Origin of the sequence: Bradyrhizobium sp. BWA-3-5, assembly GCF_032917985.1 — a bacterium.
GTDB lineage: Bacteria > Pseudomonadota > Alphaproteobacteria > Rhizobiales > Xanthobacteraceae > Bradyrhizobium.
This window is the reverse complement of record NZ_CP136626.1, coordinates 2115474-2141769: the sequence shown is the minus strand read 5'-3', so window position 1 is coordinate 2141769 and position 26296 is coordinate 2115474. Positions and strand designations below refer to the sequence as shown.

23 protein-coding genes are annotated in these 26296 nt (G+C 60.0%); 8 read left to right on the top strand and 15 right to left on the bottom strand.

From position 1 onward, the window contains the following. Positions 1 to 4 precede the first annotated feature (4 nt). The 7 genes from RX331_RS10290 to RX331_RS10260 all read right to left on the bottom strand — a co-directional run bounded on the left by RX331_RS10290 (position 5) and on the right by RX331_RS10260 (position 6065). Complete coding sequence (locus RX331_RS10290) at positions 5 to 460, bottom strand: MaoC family dehydratase (protein WP_317256448.1); 456 nt, start codon at positions 458 to 460, stop codon at positions 5 to 7. Further along, on the bottom strand, positions 460 to 1236 hold the full coding sequence (locus tag RX331_RS10285; protein WP_317256447.1) for an enoyl-CoA hydratase/isomerase family protein: 777 nt from the start codon (positions 1234 to 1236) through the stop codon (positions 460 to 462). Before RX331_RS10285 ends, RX331_RS10290 begins: the two co-directional genes overlap by 1 nt. Before the next feature lie 71 nt (positions 1237 to 1307). Beyond that, complete coding sequence (locus RX331_RS10280) at positions 1308 to 2024, bottom strand: ABC transporter ATP-binding protein (protein ID WP_317256446.1); 717 nt, start codon at positions 2022 to 2024, stop codon at positions 1308 to 1310. Then, positions 2021 to 2779 (bottom strand): ABC transporter ATP-binding protein, encoded by a 759-nt coding sequence (locus RX331_RS10275; protein ID WP_317256445.1) that lies wholly within the window; start codon positions 2777 to 2779, stop codon positions 2021 to 2023. Before RX331_RS10275 ends, RX331_RS10280 begins: the two co-directional genes overlap by 4 nt. Before the next feature lie 2 nt (positions 2780 to 2781). Further along, the gene (locus RX331_RS10270; protein WP_317256444.1) at positions 2782 to 3807 is read right to left on the bottom strand and encodes a branched-chain amino acid ABC transporter permease; all 1026 of its coding nucleotides are present in this window, start codon (positions 3805 to 3807) and stop codon (positions 2782 to 2784) included. After that, on the bottom strand, positions 3804 to 4706 hold the full coding sequence (locus RX331_RS10265; RefSeq protein ID WP_317258087.1) for a branched-chain amino acid ABC transporter permease: 903 nt from the start codon (positions 4704 to 4706) through the stop codon (positions 3804 to 3806). Before RX331_RS10265 ends, RX331_RS10270 begins: the two co-directional genes overlap by 4 nt. Positions 4707 to 4805: 99 nt before the next feature. Then, the gene (locus tag RX331_RS10260) at positions 4806 to 6065 is read right to left on the bottom strand and encodes an ABC transporter substrate-binding protein (protein ID WP_317256443.1); all 1260 of its coding nucleotides are present in this window, start codon (positions 6063 to 6065) and stop codon (positions 4806 to 4808) included. A 166-nt stretch (positions 6066 to 6231) separates the two neighbouring features. On the opposite strand from RX331_RS10260, the gene RX331_RS10255 reads away from it, so the two are divergent. From RX331_RS10255 to RX331_RS10235, 5 genes are all read left to right on the top strand, one after another. After that, positions 6232 to 7728, top strand: a complete 1497-nt coding sequence (locus RX331_RS10255) for an AMP-binding protein (RefSeq protein ID WP_317256442.1) — start codon at positions 6232 to 6234, stop codon at positions 7726 to 7728. Next, positions 7725 to 8378 carry a TetR/AcrR family transcriptional regulator gene (locus tag RX331_RS10250; protein WP_317256441.1) on the top strand — a complete coding sequence of 218 codons (654 nt, stop codon included), beginning with the start codon at positions 7725 to 7727 and terminating at the stop codon, positions 8376 to 8378. Before RX331_RS10255 ends, RX331_RS10250 begins: the two co-directional genes overlap by 4 nt. Continuing rightward, complete coding sequence (locus RX331_RS10245; RefSeq protein WP_317256440.1) at positions 8368 to 9141, top strand: SDR family oxidoreductase; 774 nt, start codon at positions 8368 to 8370, stop codon at positions 9139 to 9141. Before RX331_RS10250 ends, RX331_RS10245 begins: the two co-directional genes overlap by 11 nt. Positions 9142 to 9155: 14 nt before the next feature. After that, positions 9156 to 11066, top strand: coding sequence for an NAD(P)/FAD-dependent oxidoreductase (locus RX331_RS10240; RefSeq protein WP_317256439.1), 1911 nt, complete (start codon positions 9156 to 9158; stop codon positions 11064 to 11066). A gap of 530 nt (positions 11067 to 11596) precedes the next feature. Then, on the top strand, positions 11597 to 12226 hold the full coding sequence (locus RX331_RS10235; RefSeq protein WP_317256438.1) for a 2-hydroxychromene-2-carboxylate isomerase: 630 nt from the start codon (positions 11597 to 11599) through the stop codon (positions 12224 to 12226). A gap of 7 nt (positions 12227 to 12233) precedes the next feature. Here the strand turns inward: RX331_RS10235 and RX331_RS10230 are convergent, their stop codons facing one another. Beyond that, positions 12234 to 13244 carry a glutathione S-transferase N-terminal domain-containing protein gene (locus RX331_RS10230; RefSeq protein WP_317256437.1) on the bottom strand — a complete coding sequence of 337 codons (1011 nt, stop codon included), beginning with the start codon at positions 13242 to 13244 and terminating at the stop codon, positions 12234 to 12236. A gap of 162 nt (positions 13245 to 13406) precedes the next feature. On the opposite strand from RX331_RS10230, the gene RX331_RS10225 reads away from it, so the two are divergent. Beyond that, entirely contained in the window at positions 13407 to 14348 is a 942-nt protein-coding gene (locus RX331_RS10225; RefSeq protein ID WP_317256436.1) for a GAF domain-containing protein, read from the top strand. 5 nt (positions 14349 to 14353) lie between these two features. On the opposite strand, the gene RX331_RS10220 is transcribed toward RX331_RS10225, so the two are convergent. Next, positions 14354 to 15505, bottom strand: coding sequence for an epoxide hydrolase (locus RX331_RS10220; RefSeq protein WP_317256435.1), 1152 nt, complete (start codon positions 15503 to 15505; stop codon positions 14354 to 14356). Positions 15506 to 16075: 570 nt separating this feature from the next. Further along, positions 16076 to 16714, bottom strand: a complete 639-nt coding sequence (locus RX331_RS10215) for a hypothetical protein (RefSeq protein WP_317256434.1) — start codon at positions 16712 to 16714, stop codon at positions 16076 to 16078. A 2495-nt stretch (positions 16715 to 19209) separates the two neighbouring features. On the opposite strand from RX331_RS10215, the gene RX331_RS10210 reads away from it, so the two are divergent. Together RX331_RS10210 and RX331_RS10205 are read left to right on the top strand one after the other, a co-directional pair. Further along, complete coding sequence (locus tag RX331_RS10210) at positions 19210 to 19752, top strand: hypothetical protein (RefSeq protein ID WP_317256433.1); 543 nt, start codon at positions 19210 to 19212, stop codon at positions 19750 to 19752. 22 nt (positions 19753 to 19774) lie between these two features. Beyond that, positions 19775 to 20740 carry a hypothetical protein gene (locus RX331_RS10205; protein ID WP_317256432.1) on the top strand — a complete coding sequence of 322 codons (966 nt, stop codon included), beginning with the start codon at positions 19775 to 19777 and terminating at the stop codon, positions 20738 to 20740. A gap of 83 nt (positions 20741 to 20823) precedes the next feature. Here RX331_RS10205 and RX331_RS10200 read toward each other — a convergent pair whose 3' ends face one another. From RX331_RS10200 to RX331_RS10180, 5 genes are all read right to left on the bottom strand, one after another. Next, entirely contained in the window at positions 20824 to 21915 is a 1092-nt protein-coding gene (locus RX331_RS10200) for an acyltransferase (protein WP_317256431.1), read from the bottom strand. A 100-nt stretch (positions 21916 to 22015) separates the two neighbouring features. Next, a complete protein-coding gene (locus RX331_RS10195; protein ID WP_317256430.1) occupies positions 22016 to 23332 on the bottom strand; it encodes a DUF4910 domain-containing protein in 1317 nt (438 codons plus the stop codon). A gap of 14 nt (positions 23333 to 23346) precedes the next feature. Beyond that, on the bottom strand, positions 23347 to 23889 hold the full coding sequence (locus tag RX331_RS10190; RefSeq protein ID WP_317256429.1) for a dTDP-4-dehydrorhamnose 3,5-epimerase family protein: 543 nt from the start codon (positions 23887 to 23889) through the stop codon (positions 23347 to 23349). A gap of 62 nt (positions 23890 to 23951) precedes the next feature. Further along, positions 23952 to 25241: a methyltransferase domain-containing protein gene (locus tag RX331_RS10185; protein ID WP_410708167.1), complete on the bottom strand. Its 1290-nt coding sequence runs from the start codon at positions 25239 to 25241 to the stop codon at positions 23952 to 23954. Then, entirely contained in the window at positions 25241 to 26284 is a 1044-nt protein-coding gene (locus tag RX331_RS10180; RefSeq protein WP_317258085.1) for an SDR family oxidoreductase, read from the bottom strand. The genes RX331_RS10185 and RX331_RS10180 overlap by 1 nt, the downstream gene beginning before the upstream one ends. Positions 26285 to 26296: the final 12 nt, after the last annotated feature.

Here is a 26296-nt window from a genome sequence, read left to right as displayed (position 1 = left end):
CGTCTTATGCCTTCGGCTTGCAGTGCATCAGGCCAGTCCGGCGGCAGCTCGCCACCAGCTCGCCGCGCTGATTGGTCATGGTATGCTCGAACTCGACGATACCCTGGTTCGGCCGCGACTTGCTGATCCGTTTGCCGATGATCTTGGTGTGCGCCTTGAGCGTATCCCCGTGAAACACCGGCTTTGGAAGCCTGACGTCCGTCATGCCGAGATTTCCGATCGTAGTGCCGAGCGTCGTATCGTAGACGCTCATACCGATCATGATGCCGAGCGTATAGATGCTGTTGAAAAGCCGCTGGCCGAATTCGGTGCCCTCTGAAAAATGCGCATCGATGTGCAGCGGCTGCGGGTTCATGGTCAGCAGGCTGAACATCGTGTTATCCATCTCGGTCACGGTGCGGCTGAACTCGTGATGGAATTCCTGACCGACCTCGAATTCCTCAAAATACAATCCGGCCATCAGCGCCCCCTGTAGTTCGGCGTCCGCTTCTCGACGAACGCATTCAAGCCTTCCTGACAATCCTCCGTCGTGGCAACAAGCGCGAAGCTCTCTGCCGCGTTCTCGACCGAGCGGCGGAAATCGGCATCGATGGCCCGCATGAAGGCATCGCGCCCTATCTTCATCACAATCGGCGATTTGGCGGAGAGCTTGCGCGCGATCTCCCGCGCGCGCTCAAGCGCGGTGCCCTTCGGTACCACTTCGCTGAGCAGGCCCATGCGAAAGGCGGTTGCAGCATCAAAGGGCTCGCCCAGGAACAGCGGACCGAAGGCCTGATGTTTGCCGACCAGCCGCGGCAATTGCACGAAGTGAATGGCCGGGATCAGGCCAACATCGATCTCGGGATAGCCGAAGGTGCAGCTATCGCCCGCGATGATCATGTCGCAGGAGATAGCAATCGTCATGCCGCCGGCTCGCACCGCGCCATCGAGCGCGGCAATCGTCGGCTTGCCCATACGATACTGGGTGTCATTGAGCGCGAAATACAGCCGCTCAAGGAATTTCTTGGTCTCGATCCCAGGCTTGCCTCTGATAATGTCGAGATCCAGCCCGGCGCAAAACACCTTCTGCGCGCTGCCGATGATGACGGCGCGAACCGCTTCGTCGTCCCGCGCCTTCGAAAGCGTCTCCAGCAGCGCATCGATCAGGTCCATGCTGAGCGCATTGACCGGCGGACGGTCGAGCATGATCTCGGCAATATTGCTTGAGACGGAATAACGAACGAGATTGGTGCTCATGCCTTGTCTCCATCGGCCTGACGCACCGGCCATTTTGTTCGATAATCATCTCGCCCCTCAGGGACGAAAAGCTACAGTGCGAGATACCGCTGCCGAATATTTTCGTTGGCTTTCAGCTCTTCGATCCCGGATGTGTAGACGATCTGGCCCTTGTCGATAACCGTCGCGTGGCTCGCAAGGCCAAGGCAAAAATGCATGTTCTGCTCGGCGATCAGCACGGTTGCGCCGGTGCCGCGAAGCTGCCGCAGCAGCTCGCCGATCCGCTGCACGATGATCGGCGCCAACCCCTCGCTCGGCTCGTCCAATAGCAGCAGCGCGGGATTACCCATCAGCGTGCGGGCAATCGCCAGCATCTGCTGTTCGCCGCCGGACAGCCGTCCCGCGATCCGGTGGCGCAGCGGCTCCAGCAGCGGAAACACGTCATAGATGCGCCGAATCGGCCATTCGTCCTCGCCGTTCGGTCCCTTCTTGGCGCCGATGACCAGATTGTCCTCTACCGTATGCTCCGGAAAGATCTGCCGGTCTTCCGGCACGAAGCCGAGCCCGGCGCGCGCGATGCGATGCGGCTTCAGCCCGGAAACGACCTTGCCGTGCAGCGTCACCCTGCCCCGCCGTGCCGGCGCGAGGCCCATGATGGCTTTCATGGTAGTCGATTTGCCAGCGCCGTTTCTGCCGAGCAGCGCCATCGTCTCGCCCTGGCGTACTGAAAGGCCGACGCCGAAGAGGATCTGGCTGGTGCCATAATAAACGTCGAGATCCTTGACCTGCACGACCGGTTGCGCGCTCATGCCCCGGCCTCCGCATGATGCTCGGCCCCGAGATAGGCCTCGATCACGGCCTCGTTGCGGCGGATCGCGTCCGGCGTGCCAGTCGCGAGGATGCGGCCATAACATAGCACGACGATTTCGGGCGCGATCTTGAAGACGATATCCATATCGTGCTCGATGAACACCACCGTGATCTTCTGCTTCTCCCAGAGCTCTCTGACCTTGTCGATCATCCGCCAGCGCTCTTCGGTGCCCATGCCGGCGGTCGGCTCGTCGAGCAGCAGCACCTTCGGATCGAGCACCAGTGCGAGTGCGATATCGAGCAGTTTTTGATCGCCATGCGACAGCGTCGCCGCAACGCGGTTCCGCTTGCTCGCGAGCCCCAGCAGTTCCATCGCATGCTCGGCGCGGTCCCGCGTCTCGGCGAGGGGGAAACGCCGGTGCAGGATGCTGGCCCGGCGTTGATCGGCGCAGACCGCAGCCAGCATCGTCTCCTGCACCGTCAGTGACGGGAAGATGCTTGCGACCTGGAACGCCCGGCCGATGCCGTGCCGCACGATTTCGGGTGGCGTGCGTCCGGCCAGATCAACGCCATTGAGCAGGATTTGGCCGGCATCCGGCCTCAGTGCCCCGGTGATCAGATTGAAAAACGTACTCTTGCCGGCGCCGTTGGGGCCGATCACGGCGGTGAGCGAACCGTCGGCAAAGTCGCGCGTGACATTATCGGTCGCCTTGACGCCGCCGAACGATTTTGAAAGGGAGCGGATCTGCAGCATGGCTAACCGCGCTCCCCGTTGCCGTTGCGGCGCTGCGCGTACCATTCGACGGCAAAATCCATCAGCCCCTTGCGCAGACCGATCGCAAAGAACAGGATCACGATGCCGAGCACAAGGCCATGATATTCGGTCAGCCGGGTGACAGTGTCGTTCAAAATCAGAAACAGCACGGTCCCGACCATCGGCCCCAGGAATGTCGTGACACCGCCGAGCATGTTGATGAAGATTCCTTCACCTGACGTGGTCCAGTAGGCAAATTCCGGATAGGCTCCCGAGACGAACAGCGCCATGATCATACCGCCGGTCGAGGCGAACAGCGCTGCGAGCACGAAGATCGTCAGTTTGGCCCGCCAGACATCGATGCCGATGAAGCTCGCGCGCGTGGCATTGTCGCGGATCATGCGCAGCGTGTAGCCGAACGGCGACTGCGCAATCTGACGCATCAGGAGCAATCCGATCACCAGCAGCGCACAGCTCACGAGGTACAGATGCAGTTGGTTCGATAGATCGATGCCCCAGAACGGCGGCCGCGGAACGCCGCCGCGCAATCCTTGATCGCCACCGGTCAGTGACACCCAGGACAGGATGGTCGAGTGGATCAGCATCTGGAACGCCAGCGTCACGAAAGCGAAGTAGATTTCCCTCAGTCGCACGCAAATGGCGCCGATGACGAGGGCGACAACGAAGGTGATCGCTAGCGTTGCGACGAAAGCCACCGGAATGGCGACGCCAGTCTTCTGCATCATCAACCCGAAACCATACGCGCCGAGGCCGAAGAACATGCCGTGACCGAACGACGTCAGGCCGGTGTAGCCGACCAGGAGGTTGAGCGAGGTCGCGAACAGCCCATAGGCCGCACAGCGGATCACGAAATCGAGCAGCAATTTGCTGCTGAACACCATCGGCAGCAGGGCCAGCACGACGAAGACCGCAAGCGCGATCAGGACATCCCCATTACGCCGCGGCTTTGCCTCGATGCGGCGAACGTCGAGTGCCGGCGCGCCCTGCTCGGCCTGCAGCTCGGTCATGCGACCTCCTTGCCGAACAGGCCGGTCGGCCGCGAGACCAGCACGATCACCATGAACAGATACATCAAGCCTTCCGTGAACAAGGGAAAGCCGAGCGTCCCGAACGAGCGGATCAGGCCGATCAAAAGCGCGCCGATCAGCGCGCCCAGGATCGAACCCATGCCGCCGATCACGGTGACGATGAAGGATTCAATCAGGACCGAAAATCCCATCCCCGGTGTCAGCGAACGCACCGGCGCCGCCAGCGCCCCGGCAAGGCCCGCCAGCATGCCGCCGAGCGCGAACACCCCGCCATAGATCAGCCCGGTGTTGATGCCGAGTGCCGATACCATGCCGGGATTATGCGCGGCCGCCCGGATCACCTTGCCGATCCGAGTCTGCGCCAATCCCAGCCCGAGCACGACGGCGGCCGCCAGCGCGACGCCGATCAGCAGCAGATAGTATGGCGGCACCACGCCACCGGCGATGAACAGCGGCGGCACCTGAAACGCTGCCGGCATGCCCATCGACTTGAACTCGGGCCCCCAGACCATCCGCACGACGTCGTCGAAGATCAGCACGAAAGCGTAGCAGACGAGCAGTTGCATCAGCACGTCAGCGCCATATACCCGGCTCATGAACCCGCGCTCGAAGATCAGGCCGATGATGGCGGTGCCCACAGCGCCGGCCAGCATGGCCAGCGCAAAGCTGCCGGAGAGCTGATAGGCCGACATCGCGAAATAGGCGCCGAACATATAGAAGGCGCCGTGGCTGAAGTTGACGACCTTGAGCACGCCGAAGATCAGCGTCAGCCCGACGGCGACGAGAAACAGCAGCATCCCGATGATGAAGCCGCTGGTGACTTGCGTTACCAGACAGGCGGAGCTGGCGAGACAGCCGGTAAGCGCGTCGAGGTCCAAGGGAAACATCCATTGCGGCGTGCCGGAAATGCGCGGCACGCGAGAAACGTTCCAAAGCGAAACGGAGGCGGCCCGGCCGCCTCCGTCATTGCCTTTCGGTCAGGCGTAGCCCTTGCTCTTCTTCCACTCGGCTTCGAGCTCGAAGATCGTCTTCCAGTCGCCGGCCTGAACCTGCGGCACGTAAGGCTCCTGCGGGATCGTCGTTCCCCATCCGATCGCGTAGCCGACGAGCGTCTGATCCTCGGCGCGCATGGTGACGGTGCCGTCGGCCCCGAATGGCGACTTGATCTTCAGGCCACGCAGCGCTTCCGCGATCTTCTTGCCGTCGGCCGAATTCGCCTTCTTCGACGCCTCCGCCAGCAGCTGGATCGCGGTCGCATTCTCCCACGACCAGTTGGTGGGATACTCGCCATACTTCGCCTTGTAGGAATCGCCCCACGCGGCGTTCTCAGGCGTTGCGGGATAGGTCTTGATGTAGCGGTTACCGGAATGAATGCCCTTCGGCAGGTTCTTCACGACCGTCAGCGCAGTGTAGTCGGCCATGTTGACTGCGAATACCTCCATCTGGCTGAACAGCGCATAGATGTTGGCCTGGTCGATATAGGAGGTGAGATCGCCGCCCCACAGGCAGGAATACAGCGCCTGCGGCTTGGCCTGCAGGATTTTGGTCACCACCTCGGTATAATCGGGCTGGAACAGTTTTGGCCAGGACTCGCTGATGATCTCGACGTCGGGCGCAAAGCGCTTCAGATACGTCACATATTCGCCGGTAGTGTCGCGGCCATAGGCGTAATCGGGCGAACAGGTCGCCCATTTCTTCAGGCCCTTGGTTTTTGCGATCGCCGCGGCATAGCTGCCGCCCACGATGGAATCATGCACGCCCTGGCGTGCGGTGCGGAAAGCATTCGGAATGTGCTGCTTGGGATCGGCGGTCAGCGACGAGGTTTCCGAATTGGTGTGAATGCAGAGCACGCCGAGATCGCGCGCCACCTCGTGCACCGCGAACGCGCCCGATGATGCTTCCGCATCGATCAGGATTTCGCATCCGTCAGTGTTGACGAGTTCGCGGGCGACACGCGCCGCTTCCTGCGGCTGCCCCTTGGAGTCGCGGATCACCATCTCGATGGTGCGGCCGGCGAGGCCTCCGGCGGTGTTGACCTTCTCGACTTCCAGCATCACCGCATTGCGCGAGGATGTCCCGAGCTGCGCGACGCGCCCGGAGAGAATGGTCGGCATGCCGATCTTGATGGTCTTGGCTTGCGCGCGCGCCACCCAGGGCGCTGCAAATGTTATGGCACCGGCGCCCATCATCGCCAACGTCGCACGTCGGCTCACGCCCGGTTTGCGGGTTCTCGTCATTGCTTCCTCCCAAGGGGTTGGCGTTCCCAAGTCCCAGCCGGAGATCGTGTCGTCTCCGTACGGCATGAGGATTTCAGAGCAAGGGGGGTGACGTCAAGCCAAAGATGAATTACGAGTCAGAATTCACCAAAGGGAACGAGCCGCGAAATCGGCCATTTGAATGGAAATGATCAATCTTTCGGCCTTCATCGCGTTTCACGCCAGGCGGACGCCGGATCGCTGTGCGCTGAAATATCGCGGCGAGGACATTTCCTACGCCGCGTTCGACTGCCGCATCCGGCAGGTCGGCGGGTGGCTTGCCACGCGCGGGATCGGCCCCGGCGACGTCGTCGCGGTGCTGATGAAGAACAGCACCGCGTTCCTCGAGTTGCTGTTTGCGACGAGCCATATCGGCGCAGTGTTTCTGCCGATCAACTACCGTCTGTCGGCCGACGAAGTCGGCTATATCGTCAGCAACTCCGGCGCGCGCATTTTGATGGCGGACGAGGAGTTTTCCGGCACCGCCGCCGGCGGCGCGCCGGTGGTCCTGCTCAATGAAGCGGCGCAATCGAACGCGTCCCTCCTCGCGCCCGACATCGCGCCAGCTCCGATGCATGTACGACAGCCGCGCGACCTGATGCGGCTGATGTACACCTCGGGCACGACGGACCGCCCCAAGGGGGTGATGCTCACTTACGAGAACATGTACTGGAAGTCGGCCGACCAGACGGTTGTCCTGGGAGTGAACGCGGAAACGCGATTGCTGGTGGTCGGGCCGCTCTATCATGTCGGCGCGCTGGACCTGCCAGGCATTGCGGTGCTCTGGCACGGCGGGCTGCTTTCCATCCACCGCAACTTCGAACCTGAACAGGCGCTCGCGGCGATCGAGGCCGAGAAGCTCAACGCCGCATGGTTCGCGCCTGTCATGACCACCGCGATCCTCACTTGCCCCGCCCGTGACAGCTACGACATCTCCAGCCTGCGCTGGGTTATCGGCGGCGGCGAAAAGACCCCGGAAGCACGCATCCGCAGCTTCTCGGAGTATTTCAAGAACGCGCGCTACATCGATGCCTATGGCCTGACAGAAACCTGCGGCGGCGACACCTTCATGGAAGCCGGCCGCGAGATCGAGAAGATCGGCTCGATCGGCCGGGCCATCGCCCATGTCGAGATCGAAATTCGCGACGATGCCGGCAATCCATTGCCGCCCGGCCAGAACGGCGAGATCTGCCTGCGCGGACCGAAGGTCACGCAAGGTTATTGGAAGGATCCCGGGAAGACCGCAGCAGCCTTCTTCGGCGACTGGTTCCGCACCGGCGATATCGGCTATCTCGACAGAGACGGCTTCCTTTATCTGACCGACCGCAAGAAAGACATGATCATCTCCGGCGGCGAGAACATCGCCTCCTCCGAAGTCGAGCGCGTCATCTACGAACTGCCGCAGGTGCGCGAAGTCGCCGTCATCGGCATGCCGGATGAGCGCTGGGGCGAAAAGCCGGTTGCTGTCGTGGTGCTCGGGGATGGCTGCACGCTGGATTTGGCTGACCTCGCTGAACACTGCCGGACGCGCCTCGCCGCTTTCAAAGTGCCGAAACAGCTGATCATCCGCGACAGCCTGCCCCGCAACCCTTCGGGCAAAGTCCTCAAGCGCGTGCTGCGCGCTGAACTGGAATCCCAAGCATGACGCAATCACAGGCCACGTCGGGAAAAGTGACAAAGCTCAACCGTGTCGAGCGCAACGCCTGGACCAAGCGCAAGATTTTCGACGCCGCCACCAAGATCGTCGGCAAATACGGTTACGCCGAGGCGTCAGTCGCCCGCATCACCGAGGAGGCCGGCGTCGCACAAGGCACATTCTACAATCATTTCGAGAACCGCCAGGAACTGCTCGACCAGTTGCTGCCGAAGATCGGCATCGACATGGTCCATTTCATTCGCGAGCGCACCGGCAACGCGGACGCGGCACGGCAGGAGATCGAACGTTTCAGCGCTTTCTTCGAATTCATCCGCGAGGTGCCGGAGTTCCTGCGCATCCTCAACGAGGCCGAGTTCTTTGCGCCCAGTGGTTATCAGAAGCACCTCGACAACATTTCCACAGCTTATGTGCGCATCCTTCGGCGCGCCCGCCTGGCCGGCGCGATCGTCGATTTTAGCGATGAAGAGTTCGAAGCCATCGTTCACATGTTCATGGGAGCGCGCGGTTATCTGAGCCGGCGTTACTCCTATGCTGGCGGCGCGGTCACCGCGGTACCCGAGCATGTTATCTCCGCGTACCGGAAGCTGGTCACGCGCGGGCTGTTCACTCCTGAAAAAGGCAATAGCCATGACCGCTGAAGGCATCGTTCTCGTCACCGGCGGCAGCCGCGGCATTGGCGCCGCGACCGCAACGCTGCTCGCCGAACAGGGCCAAAATGTCGTCATCGTCGACATCGCGCCGGAGCCGCTGGCCGGAACGCAGGTGATCCTGTGGTCGGCGCCATTCGATGTCGCGAGCGAGGCTGCCGTTGTCAGTGGCATCACCGACATCGAGGCCGCACACGGCCCGATCGTGGGCCTCGTCAACGCCGCCGGCGTGTTCGGCAAGATGCACAGGTTAGATCGTGTGCGGATGGAGCAATGGGACCGCGAGGTCAATATCGACCTGCGCGGCACCTTTCTGGTTGCCCGCAGCGTCGGCGTGAAGATGGCCGAGCGCCGCCACGGCGCGATCGTCAATGTCGCCTCGGTTGCCGGAATGACCTCAGGCCCAATCCATGCGTACACCGCAGCGAAAGCCGGCGTCATTCAGATCACGCAGACGATGGCTGCCGAATGGGGCCGCATGGGCGTCCGCGTCAACGCGGTCTCGCCAGGATTCACCCGCACCGCGGCGCTGGAAACCGCCATCGTCTCGGGCGCGCTGAACAGAAAATCCGCCGAAAGCCCGACTGCAATGAACCGGTTGGTCGAGCCGATCGAGGTCGCACAGGCCATCGCCTGGCTGCTTTCGCCGCTGAGCAGCGGCGTCACCGGAATCAATCTTCCCGTCGATGCCGGCTACATCGCCGGCACCACCTGGGCTGCCTATGGCGGCTTGCCGGAGTTACCTGGCGCGTAAAAGAGGACACCAGCATGAACATCGAGCTGCCGCGCAAAAAACTCGATCTGTCGTCCGCGATCGCCGAAGGGGACATCCGCGTGCTGCTGATGGTGCTGGTGCACATGACCGGCGAAGAACGCTGGCTGGAGCCGCCCTACAAGGCGAAGCGCGACGTGCGTCTGATCCCGGACCCACAGGCGGGCGTGCCTCCGGAAATCCAGGCTGAAATCCGCGCCGCGGTGCTGAAACTGTTCGCGAACCGCGAGCCGAAGCCCGTTATATCAGACCCCGGCGACGAGCTGATGCTGAGGATGATGCGCGCCACGCTCGGCGAGAACGTCGCGCCGGAATATGCACCGCTGATGCGCGAGGAAATGGGATTCATTCCCCGCGATGCGCGCTGGACCCATCAGCCTTCGAATGAAAAGCTGGCGCGGCAGCAAGTGCTGATCGTCGGCGCCGGCGTCTGCGCCATTGCGCTCGGCGTCGCGCTTGGCCGGCTCGGCATCCCCTACACCATCGTCGAGAAGAACGATGAGCTCGGGGGCACCTGGTATGTCAATCGCTATCCCGGCTGCGGCGTCGATACGCCGAACCATTCGTACTCGTTCTCATTCGGCAAACGTAACCCGTGGACACGCTATTTCGCCCAGCGCCAGGAGCTGCTCGACTATCTCAAGAAAGTCGCGCTCGAACACGACATCCGCAAGCATCTGCGCCTCAACACCGAACTGACGTCGTCACACTGGGACGAAACCAAGCGACGTTGGATATCGACGCTAAAGACCGCCAATGGCGAGGAGACATTTGAATCGACCGTTCTGGTCAGCGCGATCGGCCAGCTCAACGATCCGCATCCCGCGCACTTCGACCGTGAGGAAGATTTCAAGGGCCAGATACTGCACTCCGCGCTGTGGTCCGACGACATCAAGCTCGACGGCAAGCGCATCGCCGTCATCGGCACCGGCGCTACCGCCATGCAACTGGTGCCGTCGATTGCGGACCGCGTGGCCTCGGTCACCGTTTATCAGCGGACCGCGCAATGGGCCCGGCCGGTCGCAGGCTATTCCGATCCCATCAGCGACGGCGCGCAATGGCTGCTCGCGCATCTGCCGTTCTATGTGCAGTGGTATCGCTTTAATATGTTCTGGCGCTACGGCGACGGTCTCTTGCCGTTCCTGCGCAAGGACCCGGACTGGCCGCATCCCGAACGCGCCGTCAACAGGGGTAATGACCGGCATCGCGAAGAGCTGACCAATTTCATCCTGTCTGAACTGAAGGACCGCCCCGATCTCGTCGAGAAGTGCGTGCCGACCTATCCGCCCTACGGCAAGCGCATCCTGCTCGACAACAACTGGTTCAAGACGCTGACCCGGCCGAATGTCGAACTGGTCACCGAGAAGATCGATCATTTTACCCGAGACGGCATTGTCGCCGCCGACGGCAAATTACGGCCAGCGGATATCATCGTCATCTCAACCGGCTTCAAGGTCACGGAAATGGCGGCTCGCCTCAATCTCACCGGACGCGGTGGAAAAAATCTGAAGACGGCCTGGGCCAACGACAACCCGACCGCCTACCTTGGCCTCACCGTGCCAGACTTTCCCAATCTCTTCGTGATGCTCGGCCCCAATTCGGGACCGGCGCATGGCGGCAGCGTGATCTTCCAATCCGAATGCCAAAGCCGCTATATCTCGGCATGCCTTGTCGAGATGATCGAGCAGGACATCGCCGCGATCGATGTTCGTCCCGAAGCGCATGATCGATACATCAGGAAAGTCGACGCCGAGCATCAGCAGTTGATCTGGACTCATCCGGGCATGACCACCTATTACCGCAACACTCAGGGCCGCGTGTTCTCCGCAATGCCTTGGCGGTTCGTAGATTACTGGGCAATGACGCATGATCCCGATTTACGCGATTACCGCCACACAAAGGCCTGACATACCTGCGGGCACGGGAACCCGATCGATCAACAAACCTTGGTTTACTTGACACGTGGCTCTATCTGCCGCAGCATTTGCGTCACTGCACCTGCAGGAGTAACGGAGCGTCAGCTCCCCGCTTCGCAGGCATTGGCGCCCCGATTACATGATCGAGACGACACGCAGAAGGCGGACACAGTCCGTTGGCCAACTCTTGGAGAGGAGCATGACGCCACCGGGTTATCCGGCTGACCTTGCTCAGCGCAAGGTCCAAGTGCGCTTGAGGTCATAAGCAGCTGCCAGCCTCATCGCGCTTTCCACAATTCGCACATATCGGCGGGACTGGAGCGCAAAGGCCACGCGCTGCCGGATCCTGAGACTTTACTGGTGTCCTACCAGAAATCCTTCGCCTAAAACGAAGATGTCGGGCCCCGCGATGCTCTTATGCACCGGGGCCCATTCGTTTTGGAATAGCAGAACCGCACAGGACGATTCCCTGGTCTGTCTGGATCGCCGATACTGATTCGATCGGACGGGGGGATACGCCCATGGATAGGCCGCGCGTACGCGTTTACACCGACTACAAGAGCCCCTATGCCTTCGTCGCCAACAAGCGGCTGTTCGAGCTTGAAGAAGTTCATGGCGCCGAACTCGAATGGCTGCCCTACACGCTGCGCATTCCTGAATTCATGGGAACCGTGGAAGAGCGCACACCGCATTTCTGGCGCAAGGTGCGCTACGCCTATATGGACGCGCGTCGTTACGCCAATGCGCAGGGCCTCGTCATGAAAGGTCCACGGCGCATCTACGACGCCTTCTATGCCAGCGCCGGCATGTTGTTCGCCCAGCGTCATGGCCATTTCCGTCCCTATCACGAAACTGTTTTCCGCCGCTTCTGGAATCACGATCTCGAGATCGACGAGTTGTCGGCCATATCAGGCGTGATCGCGTCCCTCGGCGGTTCGGCGGAAGAATTCGAATCCTACGTCCACGGCCCGGCACGGGCCGAGCATGACCGCATCATCGACGAGGCCGAAGCGCTCGGCGTGTTCGGCGTGCCGACCATGGTTTTCAACGGCGAATTGTTCTGGGGCGGCGACCGCATCGACATGCTGATCGAACGCATCAAAGATCCGGAATCGATCGCGACGGCACTGGGCAGCCGCCACCGGAAGTGAATCGTATTTAACTGCTCGCCAGGTGCTGCCAGCATCCGGTGCGCTCGAGCACCGGCCGCAACGCATTGCGGCTGTCCGCATCGAGCGCTGAAAACTTGTCGCGAAGCAGCGTGAGGCACTTGACCTGATATTTGAACGGCGCCAGCGCATAAGGCAGGCCCCAGACATTCATCTCCAGCCGCTGGAGGCCTTTGCCAAAGGCTTCCGCATTGGCCACGAGGAATGGCAGGTAAAGTTCGCCCGAAATCTTCAGCAACGCTTCCACCATGCCGCCGAACGCCTGCTGGCGCTGATACCATTCGCCCTCGACGCCGGAGGCATCGTCCAGCCGCCGCACCCAGTGATCGGTGAACGGCGCCTTCGCGCGCATGATCCGCATTGGGGTCGGGTCGGTCGCCATCTCGCTGAGCTGGCCGAACCAGGCGAAATCGGCGAGCGACGGCCGGCTACCGAACAGATAGTTCGTCATGCCGACATGCGGTTCGAACGCCGCTAAAATCCGCAAGTAGCTCTCCTGCAGCAGCGGCCGGTTTTCTGCCGTGGCGCCGAGAATGATCATGCGTGAAATCTGCCGTTGCCGGAACTCTTCGATCTCCTCTGCGCTACCGGCCGCGGCCTCCGACACCGACCACTCCTCGCCGGCCCAGCGCGAGACATAAGCCTGGTCCTCCGGATCCCACCACCGATAGAGAAACAGCGGCTTCACCGCCCATTCGTCAGCGACGTCCTCGAGGAGATCGCAGACGAACGCGACGGCCTTATCATCCGGAATGACAGAACGTTCCTTGTGACGACTCTCCAGGTCGTAAGCCAGCGTCGTGGTCTCGCCCCGATAGGTCCCATCAGGATATTGCAGCACCGGAATGAGGTTGGGCCGCAAGTGCTCGGTCGCCCTGCGCAGCGCCTTGGTCATGATGACCCAGTCGAACGGAATTCTCCGATATCGCAACAATGCGCGCAACTTGATGGCATAGGGCGACGCGGTCGAACCGATCAGCCGGTAGCGTCCTTCGGTCATGGCCTTCACCTCGCGGAATTAATAGCGCATTCGAATGCCGCCCAATCTGCCATGACACTGGCCGACCCGCACGATCTTTGGGCGGCATCTGCCTGTAATTTGTTCGCACATCCTGTCGCTAAATCGCCGATGCTGAGTTCGGCGTAGCGACAGGTGCGTCCGATGAAGACATTCATTCGCGTGGTTGAACTGTGGGTGCCGGACCGAACCCGCACCGGCCTGGAATTCGGGGGCTGCCTTTGCAGCGAGGAGTATTCGGAGTTCAAGGCCGTCAGTGAGAACGCGCTGTTCGCCTATGACGAAGGGCTGCCCGGCAAAGCCTGGGCCGCCGGCCATCCCGTCATCCTCACGAAATTCGCAAACTCCTATTTCAGGCGCACGGACGAAGCGATCGAAGCCGGATTGACCTGCGGCGTCGCGCTGCCGGTTTTTGCCGGTGAATTCCTGATGGCTGTGATGGTGCTGTTCTGCGGCGACGACGAAAAGCACGTCGGCGCCATCGAGCTCTGGCACAACGATCCCGAAAAATCGCACGAGATGGGCCTGGTCGAGGGCTATTACGGCACCGCCGACATGTTCGAGTTCAATTCCCGGCATACCAAGTTCCCACGCGGGTTCGGCCTGCCCGGCCGCGCCTGGAAAGCCGGCACGCCCCTCATTATCAAGGACCTGCACAACGCCAAGAGCTTCCTGCGCTGGGAGGAAGCGAGCGAAATCGGGATCAATTGCGGCGTCGGCATTCCCTACATGACGCCTCCGGATCAGACCTGGGTCATGACCTTTCTGTCCGCGCAGGCAACACCGATTGCCAGGCGTTTTGAAATCTGGGTGCCGAACCCGGCGCGGACGGAACTGGTGTTCGAGTCCGGCGATTGCAGCAGGAATGCCGATCTGGGCTCCCTCTACGCGTCAAAGACGATCCACAAGGGCGAAGGCAGCATCGGCGGCGCCTGGGCAACGGGCATGCCCGCCATCAACGAACATCTAGGCGTCGATGAGTCGATCGCAGCGCAGCTTGCGCGCGCAGCCGGCATGAACCAGATCGTCGTGCTTCCGGTGATCGAAAATGCGCTGCTCAAGGCCGTGCTCGCCTGGTATCTCTGATTGCTTTAGGTGGCCTTTCGCACCGTCCGGAAGAAATTCCGCACTTCCCGCACAAACAGATCCGGCTGCTCGAAGGCCGCGAAGTGACCACCCTTGGGCATTTCGTTCCAGTGCTGGATATTTGCATAGCTAGCTTCCATCCACTTTCGAACCGGCGTGACGATCTCCTTGGGGAACACGGCCACGCCTGTCGGGATCGTCACCCTGAATGGTTGGCGGCGCTTGGGACTAAAACTCTCCCAGTAGAGACGCGCCGACGAGGCGGCGGTCGCCGTCGCCCAATAGAGCATGACGTTGTCGAGCAGTTCATCGCGTCCGAGGATGTTCTCGGGGTGGCCGTCGCAATCGGTCCAGGCCCAGAATTTTTCCAGGATCCACGCGGCCTGTCCGCTCGGCGAATCCGTCAAGCCATATCCAAGAGTCTGCGGCCGGGTCGATTGCTGCTTGGAATAGCCGGAATCCCAATCGGCGTAGTGTTGAATGCCGGCCAAAGCCCGCGCCTCCTCCGGCGTCGGCTGCCCTTCGACGTTGGGTCGGGCCGACATCGCCAGCGTGATGTGAATGCCGGCGCAATGTTCGGCATCCTGCGCGCCGATCGCGGTGGTAATCGCCGAGCCCCAGTCGCCGCCCTGTGCGCCGTAGCGCGAATAGCCAAGACGGTCCATCAGTACCGCCCAGCTTGACGCGATGCGGCCGACACCCCAGCCGGTCGTCTTCGGCTTCGCCGAGAAGCCGAAGCCCGGCAGCGACGGGCACACGACGTGAAACGCGTCGGCGGCGTTGCCGCCATGCGCGGCCGGATCGGTCAAAGGCTCGATCACCTTGTGAAACTCGACGATCGATCCCGGCCAGCCATGCGTGATGATCAGCGGCATCGCGTCCGGCTGCGGTGAGCGGACGTGCAGGAAATGAACGTCGAGTCCGTCGATTTCGGTGGTGAACTGCGCAAAGCGATTGAGCCGCGCCTCACGCCCGCGCCAGTCGTACTCCTCGGCCCAATAGCGGCAAATGTCCTTGATCCAATTCAGCGGCGCGCCCTGGCTCCAATCGTCGACCAGTTCAGCTTCCGGCCAGCGCGTGTTGCGCAGCCGCAATTTGAGATCATCAAGGACGTCGTCGCCGATCGAAATGCGGTAGGGCTTGATCTCAGCGCTCATGTGCAGCTCCAGCGAGAAGAGAGTGAGCAGGCGAGTGACCGGCTGAGATTGCCAGCCTTCGCTCGCAGTCAAGCTTTCGCGCACTACCAACCGCTGTACCGGGGGTCTGGATTGAAGAGCTGTTCGAGATACGCGAGGCCGAAGGTCGTTAGCTGTTGCTCGTCCCGATTCCCTGCAGATTTCAGTGTTTCGAGATAGCGTATGATTTTTGCCCGCGATTGCGCGTCCAAATCGCCCCGCCCCGACGTCAACAAAATACTATCTACAATTTCGCTCATAATAGCACGCCCGCGCTGCAATCACTGCATTGCAGCACCCTGCGTCCATTCCGTCAACCAGCGCTCTTGATGCAGCAGAACTCGCGCTGGGGACGAACAGCCTTCCAGGGGCATTTTCGCACGGAAATAGGAGACGAAGACGCGTTTTGCTCGTGTGTTTATGGTGAATTGAAGCCGCTGAAGGTAACGTTAAGATGTCCTTTGGCTACCGGGCGGGCTCAAACTCTGCTGCGCGCCGTTTTACACAAGGCAGCAGCAATCGCGTCCGTTCAGTTTCCGGATATGTCGAGCTTCAGGGGCACGATCGGCGTTGTCCGCTGAAATCGCGATAGGTCCCGCTCGCCGCGTCGTACGTTCGAAATCTGGTGCAACCAGGCGAACCGGCGAGGCGGTTTCGCGCTCGGGTGCGTTTCGATACTCCCGCGGCGGTGGCGGGTTCGGCGAAGGATTTATCGACGTCAACCGACGCGGGCGATGCGGCAATCTGCTTGGTTACCGTCAGGGTTGCTTGATCCGCCGGTGCTTTTGCCTCAGCAGGCCTGGCGTCTTTCTCATCAGACTTGGCCATAGTCGGAGCCCTGTTGTTGGCGCCGGCAGTACTTGGCTCCTTGCCGGGAGCGATAACATCTGGAGTCTTGCTGGCTTCGACTGCATCGGGAGCCTTGCTGGCGTCGACAGAGGCTGGCTTCCTCTGTGATGCGGTAGAATTGCGGTCCGCAGCCTTGTACCGCTCGATGAACTCCTTGCAAGTCATCGGGAAAACGATTTCGCCGGAAGCGGTTACGCCGACCGGATTGCAGCCGCCAGGTGGCGGCCCATCTTCGGAAGATTCCGCGCGCGGCTGGTGATCTGATGCTTGGGCAACGCCAGCGCTGCTCATCCCAAACAAGACGGGCAGCGCCACAGCCGAAACGAAAACAATCCCCCACAAGTGTCTCATTGGGAATAACTCAACTAATTTAAACGAAGGCGACGCTCGTTTTCGATAAATCAGTTCGTTCTGGGCGCCCTCATGGCACGATGACGGTTTCGACGCGGCCAATTAGTGGCACAGCTGCGCAGCTTTTCCACTCTGAGAGGCCTAGACCGATACTCTCCTCCGTCCAGCCGTCGTCCTTGGGACATTCTGGAGGAAAGCGTTGGGCCGTGGAGACGGTCGCCCCCTTCATCTTTGGTGGGGAAGCGTGACCTGATACAACACATGGCTTGCGGCCGCCGAAACAATACGGCATCGTGCCACAGAGCGTTGAAGAATCAGGAGAAAACAATGCGAATGGTTCGTTTGGGTGTGTACGCGGCAGCGCTTTGCGTGACCATCATGGCATTGATGGCTTCGGCTGAGGCTCGACATCTTCGCCGCGACTACGCTGCGACTGCCTACGTCTGCGGACCCGTGCCTCCTCCGGCCAGCCTCTATATTTTCCCCGCCCCGAATTGGGAGCCGTTCTTTCGACGCGGCCTCGATCGCCATGGACCGATCGTGGCTTGCGAAGCCAGGGCAGAGACCACAAGTGTGATCTCAGTGCGCTATTGAGTGGCTCACCGCTTGCTAAGTCACGCGCGCCAAAGTCATCGACCGGCAGCAGTCATCGGCCGGCAGCGCGGCCCGATGCTGCCACGGCAGCTCGTACGGAGAGGCTGCCTCGTGTCGGACGATCTATTTTCGTCTGCTTGGAATCCCCACGCATGTGGTCGTGCCATCCGTCTCCCGGGCCGCTGTGCTGCACGGTCTGGCCGGAACGATCTTGGTGGACACGCCGTCAGCAGCCGTCGTCGCCAGTCCGGTTGTCGTAGCCGGCGGAAAATCGGCTGCGCCACGAACTTCAGGGGGGACGGTCGTGGGTTGAGCTTGGCCCATCACCGGAGGAGTCCCTCCCTGACCTCCACTGCTCTGGGCACTTGACGGGGCGCCGATCCCGGTCGGTCCGCTGGCTCCAGCGCCTGCGCTCGTTGGATTGGTAGCGGTTGAGTTTGCGGCGGCTGAATTTGGCGCCGGATCGGATCCAGGCGCTCCAGGACTCATGGCGCTGTTGGTGGGAGCACCCCCGCCAACCGCGCCGGCCGGCGCACCACCTCCGACCGCTCCGGCTGGAGCGCCGCCGCCGACCGCAGCGCCACCTGATGTCGCCGATGTGCCAACGCCGCCACGTCCGCCACCCGGGCCGGCCGCCCCGGCACCCGCAGCGGCCGAACCCGCTCCACCTGCACCTCCGCCGCCTCCCCCCTGGCTCCAAGCCGCTCCAACGGGAAAGAAAGCGACAAAGAAGGCTAGCAGTATTGAGTGAGGAAATCGCATTTCGGGCCTCCTTGGCCTCCCCCTCGCCTCTTGGTCACCCGTTAACGGGAACTCAGGCGCCGCGGTTCCAGAGCTTGTCCATTGGCCGGTGGCCTTTGCGAGACGATTTCTCGTGAGCTACGGGTGAAAAGGGGCCAGTGTCCTACGGGCGCCCAGGACCGCGCCCTTCTCCGCCGCGCCGCCTGCTCAAACGGCAGCATGGGCATTACGAACCGCAGTAGGGTTTACTGGTTTAATCAATATCGACGGTCGTTGGGCGAGCGGCGTTATGCGCGATCATGCAGCCTTTCAAGGAAAACCACAGCGCGACGCCGCAAGAATGTAGTCCTCTCGCGACGCTTGTTCTCAGAGCGCGCGGATGCTTATCCATCGTGCCCTTCAGCTGATCTGCGTCAATTGAGAAGGCCTGCGGGATCATCCAGGAATGCGCGGAGAATGCGCCCGTAGCGCCGACCAATTGAACGGGACGTGGACGAACTTGCCGAGAAGGACCGCGCGGACCATCGAGCACGGCGTGCAAACCGACCGACCGCACCTGTCTGCTCGTAAAGCGGCCGCAATATCACAGTCGACTTGAGTGTGGTCACCCTGCATCGCCGGTCTTTGATACACATGTACCCGCTGCAACTACGGGCAGTGGCGTGTCAGCCCGAGGGACATTCTCCACTTCATCTGCTATTCAATTATATCTGTCGCCAGTCACGATCGAAAGAATTTCGATTTGATTTTCGTTAACAGCACGGTATTCTTCAATTTCAATCAAATGATTTTTTTAGTTTGGCAGGAGTACGATTAATGCTGCAGATTGGCAGATTGCCGCCTACCCTGCCGTAGCAGGTTCGACAAATATTCGCCCGGCAGACCATTGCTTTGGCGGAGCATGCATCGTTTACCGCAGGTTCGAGGCCGAACGGACCGTATCGAAGTACAACCGCGGATTCGCCGTTGGCGGAAAGTCCATCGCGTGGGTCCGAGCTTCGAAACACTCGAACGCTGAATGCACGTCCCTCGCAATGTGACCGCCGAAATCCGAAAGCACTTTTTCCGGAGTTCATCCGGGCTGCGTCGACACCTCGCGCCGGCCGACGGCGCGGAACCAATGCGATCGGGTCGTCAGGGGGAAGACAAGCATGGAAGTTGCCGGGCTAATCAATTGGACCATTCAGAAAGCCCAGAGACTGAAGGTCGAACCGAGCGATGATGGACGCGGCCCGTCGATCGAATGGTTGTTATCAATTGTCGAGCCGGAGCCTGCGGTGTCGGCCGAAGTCGAAGCGGATCGGAAGGACGGCATTACCACTTCTCGAAACACCCCCAAACCAGACGCAGCGCGCATAGCTCGCCCACCTTGTGAGCTCGTAGCGATATCGGACAATATGTCGGTCGTACCATCTGATGTGCCGGAGACATTCACGGCTGCTTCAGAAGCAGTGGATGACAAATCACGATCGGATCTGCTTGGAGCGATTCTAGCACCAGGCTCACATGTTGCCCCGGAAACCCGTGATCGAGCGATTGCCCTGCGGTGGGTATTGAGGGACATCAAGAGCGATCGAGTGAAGCTCTCGGCTATTAGCCCAAATAATTTGCGAACCTTGATTGATTTAGATCTCGTCGAAGTACGTAACGACGCTATCGTGCTCACGACTGCGGGCGCATCCGCCGTTCTCTGACTATCTCGCCAGGAGCCTATAGATGCCAACATCCCGAGTTCAAGACAAGTCGCCCACTGGGCGCGTGGTGACTCGCAGTTTTCGAAAGCTATCGAAAATCCGACGCAACTTGCCGCTGGCCGCACGGTCCAAAAACTGGAAAAAGACCGACCTTCAGAAATATCATCAGCGATCCGAAGACGCTGCGCTCTTACCTGGCAAGAAGCGTCCGGCCAAAGCAAAAGGCCTGCCGAAGAAGCCCAAGAAGCTCGCCAGCGCCAACCCTGGTCCATCGGCGAAATTCCGGCATCTGCTTGCAAGGGGCGCGACCGGAACGCCCGGATCGATCCGCCAGCCCCGCAACAGCTCCTCCTACGTTGGTGCGGCGCTTACGGATTTCAGAGTCGCGCAACTGAACCGATCTCAGCCGCATATCCGCAAGAACTCCGCTTGTGGTGGCATCGAGACTGTTGCGCAGCTACCTGAAGTGTTTGCCAAAAATATGAAGATCATCGATCAAGTCGCAGCCCGGTCCCAGCAATCATCACAAGATCCTCTTGAAGAGGTTCAGATCATATCAAACCTGCCCGCAGCTTCTGAGCCGCCCGTGCCTGGCGAGCCCGCGCGGGAAATCATTGACCCGCCGAGTAAGCCGACAGAAGTGGCGGAGACAGTCGAAAGTCTTCCTCAGCCTGAACGGCCCGCCCTTGTTGCGCCGGTGGTCAGCCAGGCGGCTGCGACGCTGCTGGCGACAGCGCGACCCAATCCTGTCCGAATTGCTGCCGCCAACCTTGAGTTCGAGATCGCGCAAGCGACGAAGATGGCCGATCCAAGCTGCGCGGAGTTCGTTGGCGTTGTTGTTCAGCGCGTGAAGTCGAAGTCTTGCTCCGATCCGAATTGGTCGCTGCGTGGAATCAAGTTCGGCAGGTCCGATCGAACGGCCGTCGGCGACGTATTGACAACCATTGTCGAGCGCATGCAGCGAGAATTCCGTCTGTCAGACGAGTGATCTTCGTGCTGCTGCCCTTCGCTCGTCCAGTCGATCACGCGGCCCTCAAGATCGTACTGCGGAATAGACTCGTTGACACGGCCTCATTGTCGATTGAAGGTTCGCATCAAGGGGCGCTCGATCGCTGAGTAAACGATAACGCCAACCGTCCAGGCAGCTCCCAGGAAGACGATTCTTGCGCCGGAAACTCCGAGCATAGGGAACAAGCGAAGTCCGCGCAGAATGCTTGCCGTCAGTGCAAGCGCAAACAAATGGGACACGAATACCGAATAGGACGCATCACCCAGCTTGCTGAGAAACCGCCATTCTGGCCAGCCCCAACGCTTCTCGACGGATACGCATACAAACAGCAATGTCGCGTCAGCCATCCCCCAGAACAATGCCCGCTCTGCGCCTTCCGAGACGTTCTCCAAAACACCTGCCACAAAGATCGACGCACCGGCGGCGAATGCGGCGGCGATGATCCACGGCGATTCGCGTCTCGCGAGGAACAACCATCCAACGAACATGCCTTGCACAAAATCCAGGGCCACCGTCGAACCATAGAAATCGAGCAAGTGACTGGTGGCTCCGAATAACATCTTCAGAATCACCAGCGAGCAAAGCACAATACTCAACGCGGCCACGCGCCTCCCGGTTGACAGGAACAACAGCGAGCCAAACAAGAGATAAAAGAAGGCAAAGTTGTTGAGCACCCAGCCCGGAAAGAGGAACGGCCGGTCTAATCCAAGAACCGGATGGGGGTAAGGGATGAAGGCCAGCGAGGACAGGATATGCCAGAAATCGCCTTTCGTTGTCAGCAGATGGCCGGGCGAGACCAGAAGAACCGCCAGCATGAGGAGCGTGAACAACCAATAGAGCGGCGCGAGACGAATAAAGCGACGATACAGAAACGCCGCGAAAGTATCTTTCCGATTGTGTGTCGTATAAACCAGGATAAAGCCGCCGATGGCGAAGAAAAGGTCCGTTCCTGCTGCGCCAAACCCGAGCGAATGCTGGTGCGCGCCATCGGTCAGCCTAGTTATCTGCAACTCGGCATGATATAGTACGATGACGGACGCAGCCAGGACCCGCAAATGCTGCAGACTTTGAATCCTGACATCGCCATGGACGCGCTCGACTTGCGCAGGGACATCAACCAAGGTCCTGCTCTCAATAGACGCACCGGTACTCATTGTGCGCTTTCCTACTCTTAAAACTGTTTAAATACGGCTCTTCACAAAGCTATTACGGCCGGATCATTTCAGCAGGGCCGCGTTCTGCCTCCTTGCGATTTCAACTACTGGGTCTTTCACGAACGAGGGCCGCTTCCACTGCGAGCCGCGCTGCAGCTTCCAGGCGTGCAAACGGCACGTCGGCGCGGATCGCCATATCGAGAAGACTATGCTTTCCGTCAGCAAGATTGAGGAACCACAACAAATCCATCTGAGTGGCGCCTCCAGCCTCGCGCTGGCCGGCAATGGCCCTGTAGAGACCTCGTCTTCCGAGCTGAGGTTCTCCCCGGCCATCCACGCGCTCAAACGTGCGGTTTTGGTCAAGAAGGTCCAGGATCGACTCGATCAGCGCGTAGGATTGATCGAGACATTCCGGCCTGACGAACTCAAGATTATCGGCTGAAGTGTGATACTCGGGAAACGTTCCGTGTACGCCTCTCATCAGACAGCCGACCGGCAAGTCAAAACCCGGAGAACAGAATTGGCGCTCATCATATCCGTAGGGGTTGAACGGCATAGCCTCGTACTGATGGCCAGAATGTCGCAGTACATGCGCCACAGCACGATCGATGGTTGCTCCGCGGCGGCTCTCTTTGTAATGAAACGGGCTTGGATCGCCCAAGCAGGTAAGAACAATTCCATACCGAACGCGGTCGAGCATCGTCTGATTTCGATCAAGCCATGTGATCGCGCCAATGGTGGCCGGAAGGAAGAGAAACCGATATCCCAACCGCCGTGTGCGTCGGGCCTGGCGCATGGCCAAAGCGGTCATCACCGCAATGCCTGATAGATTGTCGTTGGCGAGACTTGGATGGCAGATGTGACAAGTGACCAGCACTTCCTGATCGGTCTGGCCGGGCAGGAACAGCTCACCATAGGTCATCGACCCCGACGATAAGTCGCTGTCGATCTCGACGCGATAGTTTTCATCGGTCATGGTCTGCCAAAGCTCGTGGGATAGGCAGAAGCCCCAGTCGTCGGCAAAATAGCCGGTGCGGTAGGGGATGAGGTCAGGCTGATCCGGCAATGTATGAACATGCCGCGCGAGATCAGCGCGGCTTATGATGCCCTGTACCGGCTTGCTGTAGCCTAAAACGTGAAGGTTGTTATCCGCGAAGTCGACCAGGCGATGCCCGGATAGAGTAGAGATCGAGGCACCGCGGATATTCCATTCCATGGGAACGGTCCAATCGAGCGCCGGAGTTCCGCTTGCAACCTCATTGATCTCCAGGTCGATGTGGCGGGCAACGAGGCCAAGCGTCTCGCGGACCCCGGCGCCGGTGAGGCTTCGATTGATCGGGAACAGCTCCGTGACCAGACCATGAAGGTCGATCGAAGGCTTTCGGCCCGACGCAGATGTTTCCGGCCTGTCCAGCATTCTGGTCCCGAGCCTCAAAACAGCTTGCGGTCAGAGAGCATCGGCCAAGCGGCATCCTTGGGCGACAACACCGCCACAGGCTCTGGCCACCTGATACCCAGGACAGGGTCGTCGTATCTAAATCCATCCGAGAGTTCCTCGATATATTCGATTCCCATCAGATATTCGACGACCGAATTGTCCTCCAACGTCTGAAATCCGTGCGCGAAACCCGCCGGGATGTAGACCATCGTCGCCGACGATGGAGCCAGTTCATTGGCAAATATCTGTCCTCGGGTAGGAGACGTCGGACGCAGGTCAACGATGACGTCGTGAATGCGTCCCGCGGTACAGCGAACGATCTTCGCATCAGCTTTCGGCGCTTTCTGGAAATGCATTCCGCGAACGCTTCCACGAACTCGCGTTAGGGAGCTGTTGCCCTGCACAGGGCGGAAATCGATCCCCTGTGCGGCGAAGCTGTCGGCGCACCAGGTTCGCATGAAGCTTCCGCGCTCGTCGACACGAGGCGCCAGTTCAATCAGTCGTGCATCCGATTTGCCTAGAGCAATAAACTTCACGGCTCGTATCCTCGCCAGTATGATGATCCAGATACGCTCCCTTGCCGGCGAGCTTGCTGCGATCAGCTCTCAATTGTCGCTTTTGGAACAGGCACGATGAACTGGCCTCCCCACGACCGGACTTCCGCCATCTGTTCCTTGATCTCCTGCTTGAGATTCCACGGAAGAATAAGAATGTAGTCCGGCTTGGTCTGAAGAATCGCTTCGGGAGGCAGGATGGGAATCCGAACGCCCGGAAGATAGCGCCCCTGCTTGGAAGGCGCGCGATCGACGGTAAAGTCGATGAAGTCCACTCCGATCCCGCAATAATTCAGCAGCGTCACACCCTTTGCAGGCGCGCCGTATCCAGCAATGGTCTTCGACTGACGCTTGAGCGAAATCAACAGTTCGAGCAGAGCGCGTTTCGTCTCCTTCACCGATTCATTCCAGGCGATGTATACCTCGTCCCGATCGAGCCCATAGGCACGTTCTTTCGCCAACACCTCGGCGACGCGCGCGCTCTCGGCACGCGAGGCTTCGGAATGACAGACGAAAAATCTGATCGACCCACCGTGTGTCTCAAGCAGTTCAACGTCGAATACGCGAAGGCCGGCCTTCGAAAAGATGCGCTGACCCGCGATCAACGATAGATACGAGAAATGCTCGTGATAAATCGTATCGAACTGGTGCCGCTGCATCAGTGTAAGCAGATGCTGCACCTCGAGCGTCGCCACGCCGTTCGGCGCAAGCAGCATTTTGATCCCGCCCACGAAATCATTGATGTCCGGCACATGCGCCAGGACATTGTTGGCGGTGATCAGATCTGCAGCCCAGCCCTCGCTGCGAAGAGTTTGGCCGTATTCGCGGCTGAAAAACTCAATTCTTGTTTCGATACCCGCCTTGCGCGCCGCCAGCGCTACGCTTTCGCACGGTTCGATTCCCAGGCAATTGATGCCCTTGGAGAGCGAGTACTGAAGCAGGTAACCATCGTTCGAGGCAATCTCGACGTGACGCGAATTGGTTCCGAGACCGAACCGCGTCGACACGTAGTCGACATAGGTCCTGGCGTGCTCCAGCCAGGAGGACGAGTGCGATGAAAAATAGGCATAGTCCGCACGGAAGATGTCCGACGCCAACAGCAGGTCGCGAGTCTGCACCAGGCGACACTCGCTGCAGACAAACACCTCCAGAGGATAGAAAGGCTCCGCTTTCATGTAGCCCGCCGGCTCGACATAGTCATTGGCCACGGGCGAAAGCCCAAGATTGATCAGCTTCCGCGTCAGATCGTGGGCGCAGTGACGGCATTTCGGCGTAACGCCTGATGTCGCCGGGATACTCTTATTCATTGCTAACTCCAAAGCGGAGATCGTCATCAATCCCTCGTCCACCTAAGACTTTCATCGAGACGATTGCTGTCAATGTGACCTTGCAATACCTTCAAGCGCATCAGGTCCGAAGAGCGGAAGTCACTATCCTTGAAGTTCATCTTTTTCAGGCCGGCAATCAGGTTTTTGATCGATTGATCGAGGTCCACGATCGGCTGATGGTTGGGCGCTAGAGCGCGAAACAGCCCGAAATCCACCTTGTAGGATCGGCTGTCGACCGGCGCCGAAGTATTGATCGACACCTCGGTGCCCGGCACAGCCCTTGCGACGGCATTTGCGAGATCCCTGACCTGATAGTTACGATCATCCGAGCCTGCGTTGATGGCCAGATATCGACCTCCGTTACTGGCAGGCCGATCGATTGCCCATTCGATGGCGCGCGCCATATCGGCAACGTCGATCAGCGGGCGCCATGGCGAACCATCGGAGAGAACGCTGATCAGTCCCTGACTGAGCGCGCACGCGACAAAGTCATTCAGAACAAGATCAAGCCGAAGGCGATCCGACATTCCGCAAGCGGTCGCGAACCGAAGACACGTCACCGTCATATCGGTTTTGAGAGACGCGAGTTCCTCCTCGGCTCCAATCTTCGATTTTGCATATGCGGTGATCGGATTCAGCGGATCAGTTTCCTTGCGGGGCGGACCGTCGGCAATTCCATAGACACTGCAACTCGATGCAAACACAAAATTCTTCACCCCTGCCGCTGCCGCTGCCCGTGCGATCGATACGGTCGAGTTCTGATTGATATCGAGTGTTACGGCCTGAAACTTGTTGCCCATCGGATCGTTCGAGATGGCGGCAAGTTGGACGACAGCGTCATATCCCGTCAAATCGATCGCAACGTCGCGAGCATCACCGTAGAATTGCTGATCGAGGTACCGCTCGGGAAGCACGGCGGGGCCGGTCAGGCAATGAGCGAAGTACGCATTATCAAATCCGTGAAGCGTCGCATTCGGGAGTCGCGAACGCAGAAATTTTGCCACTTCAGGTCCGACATAACCCATATTACCTGTGATGAGCACTTTCAAGGCGACTACCTT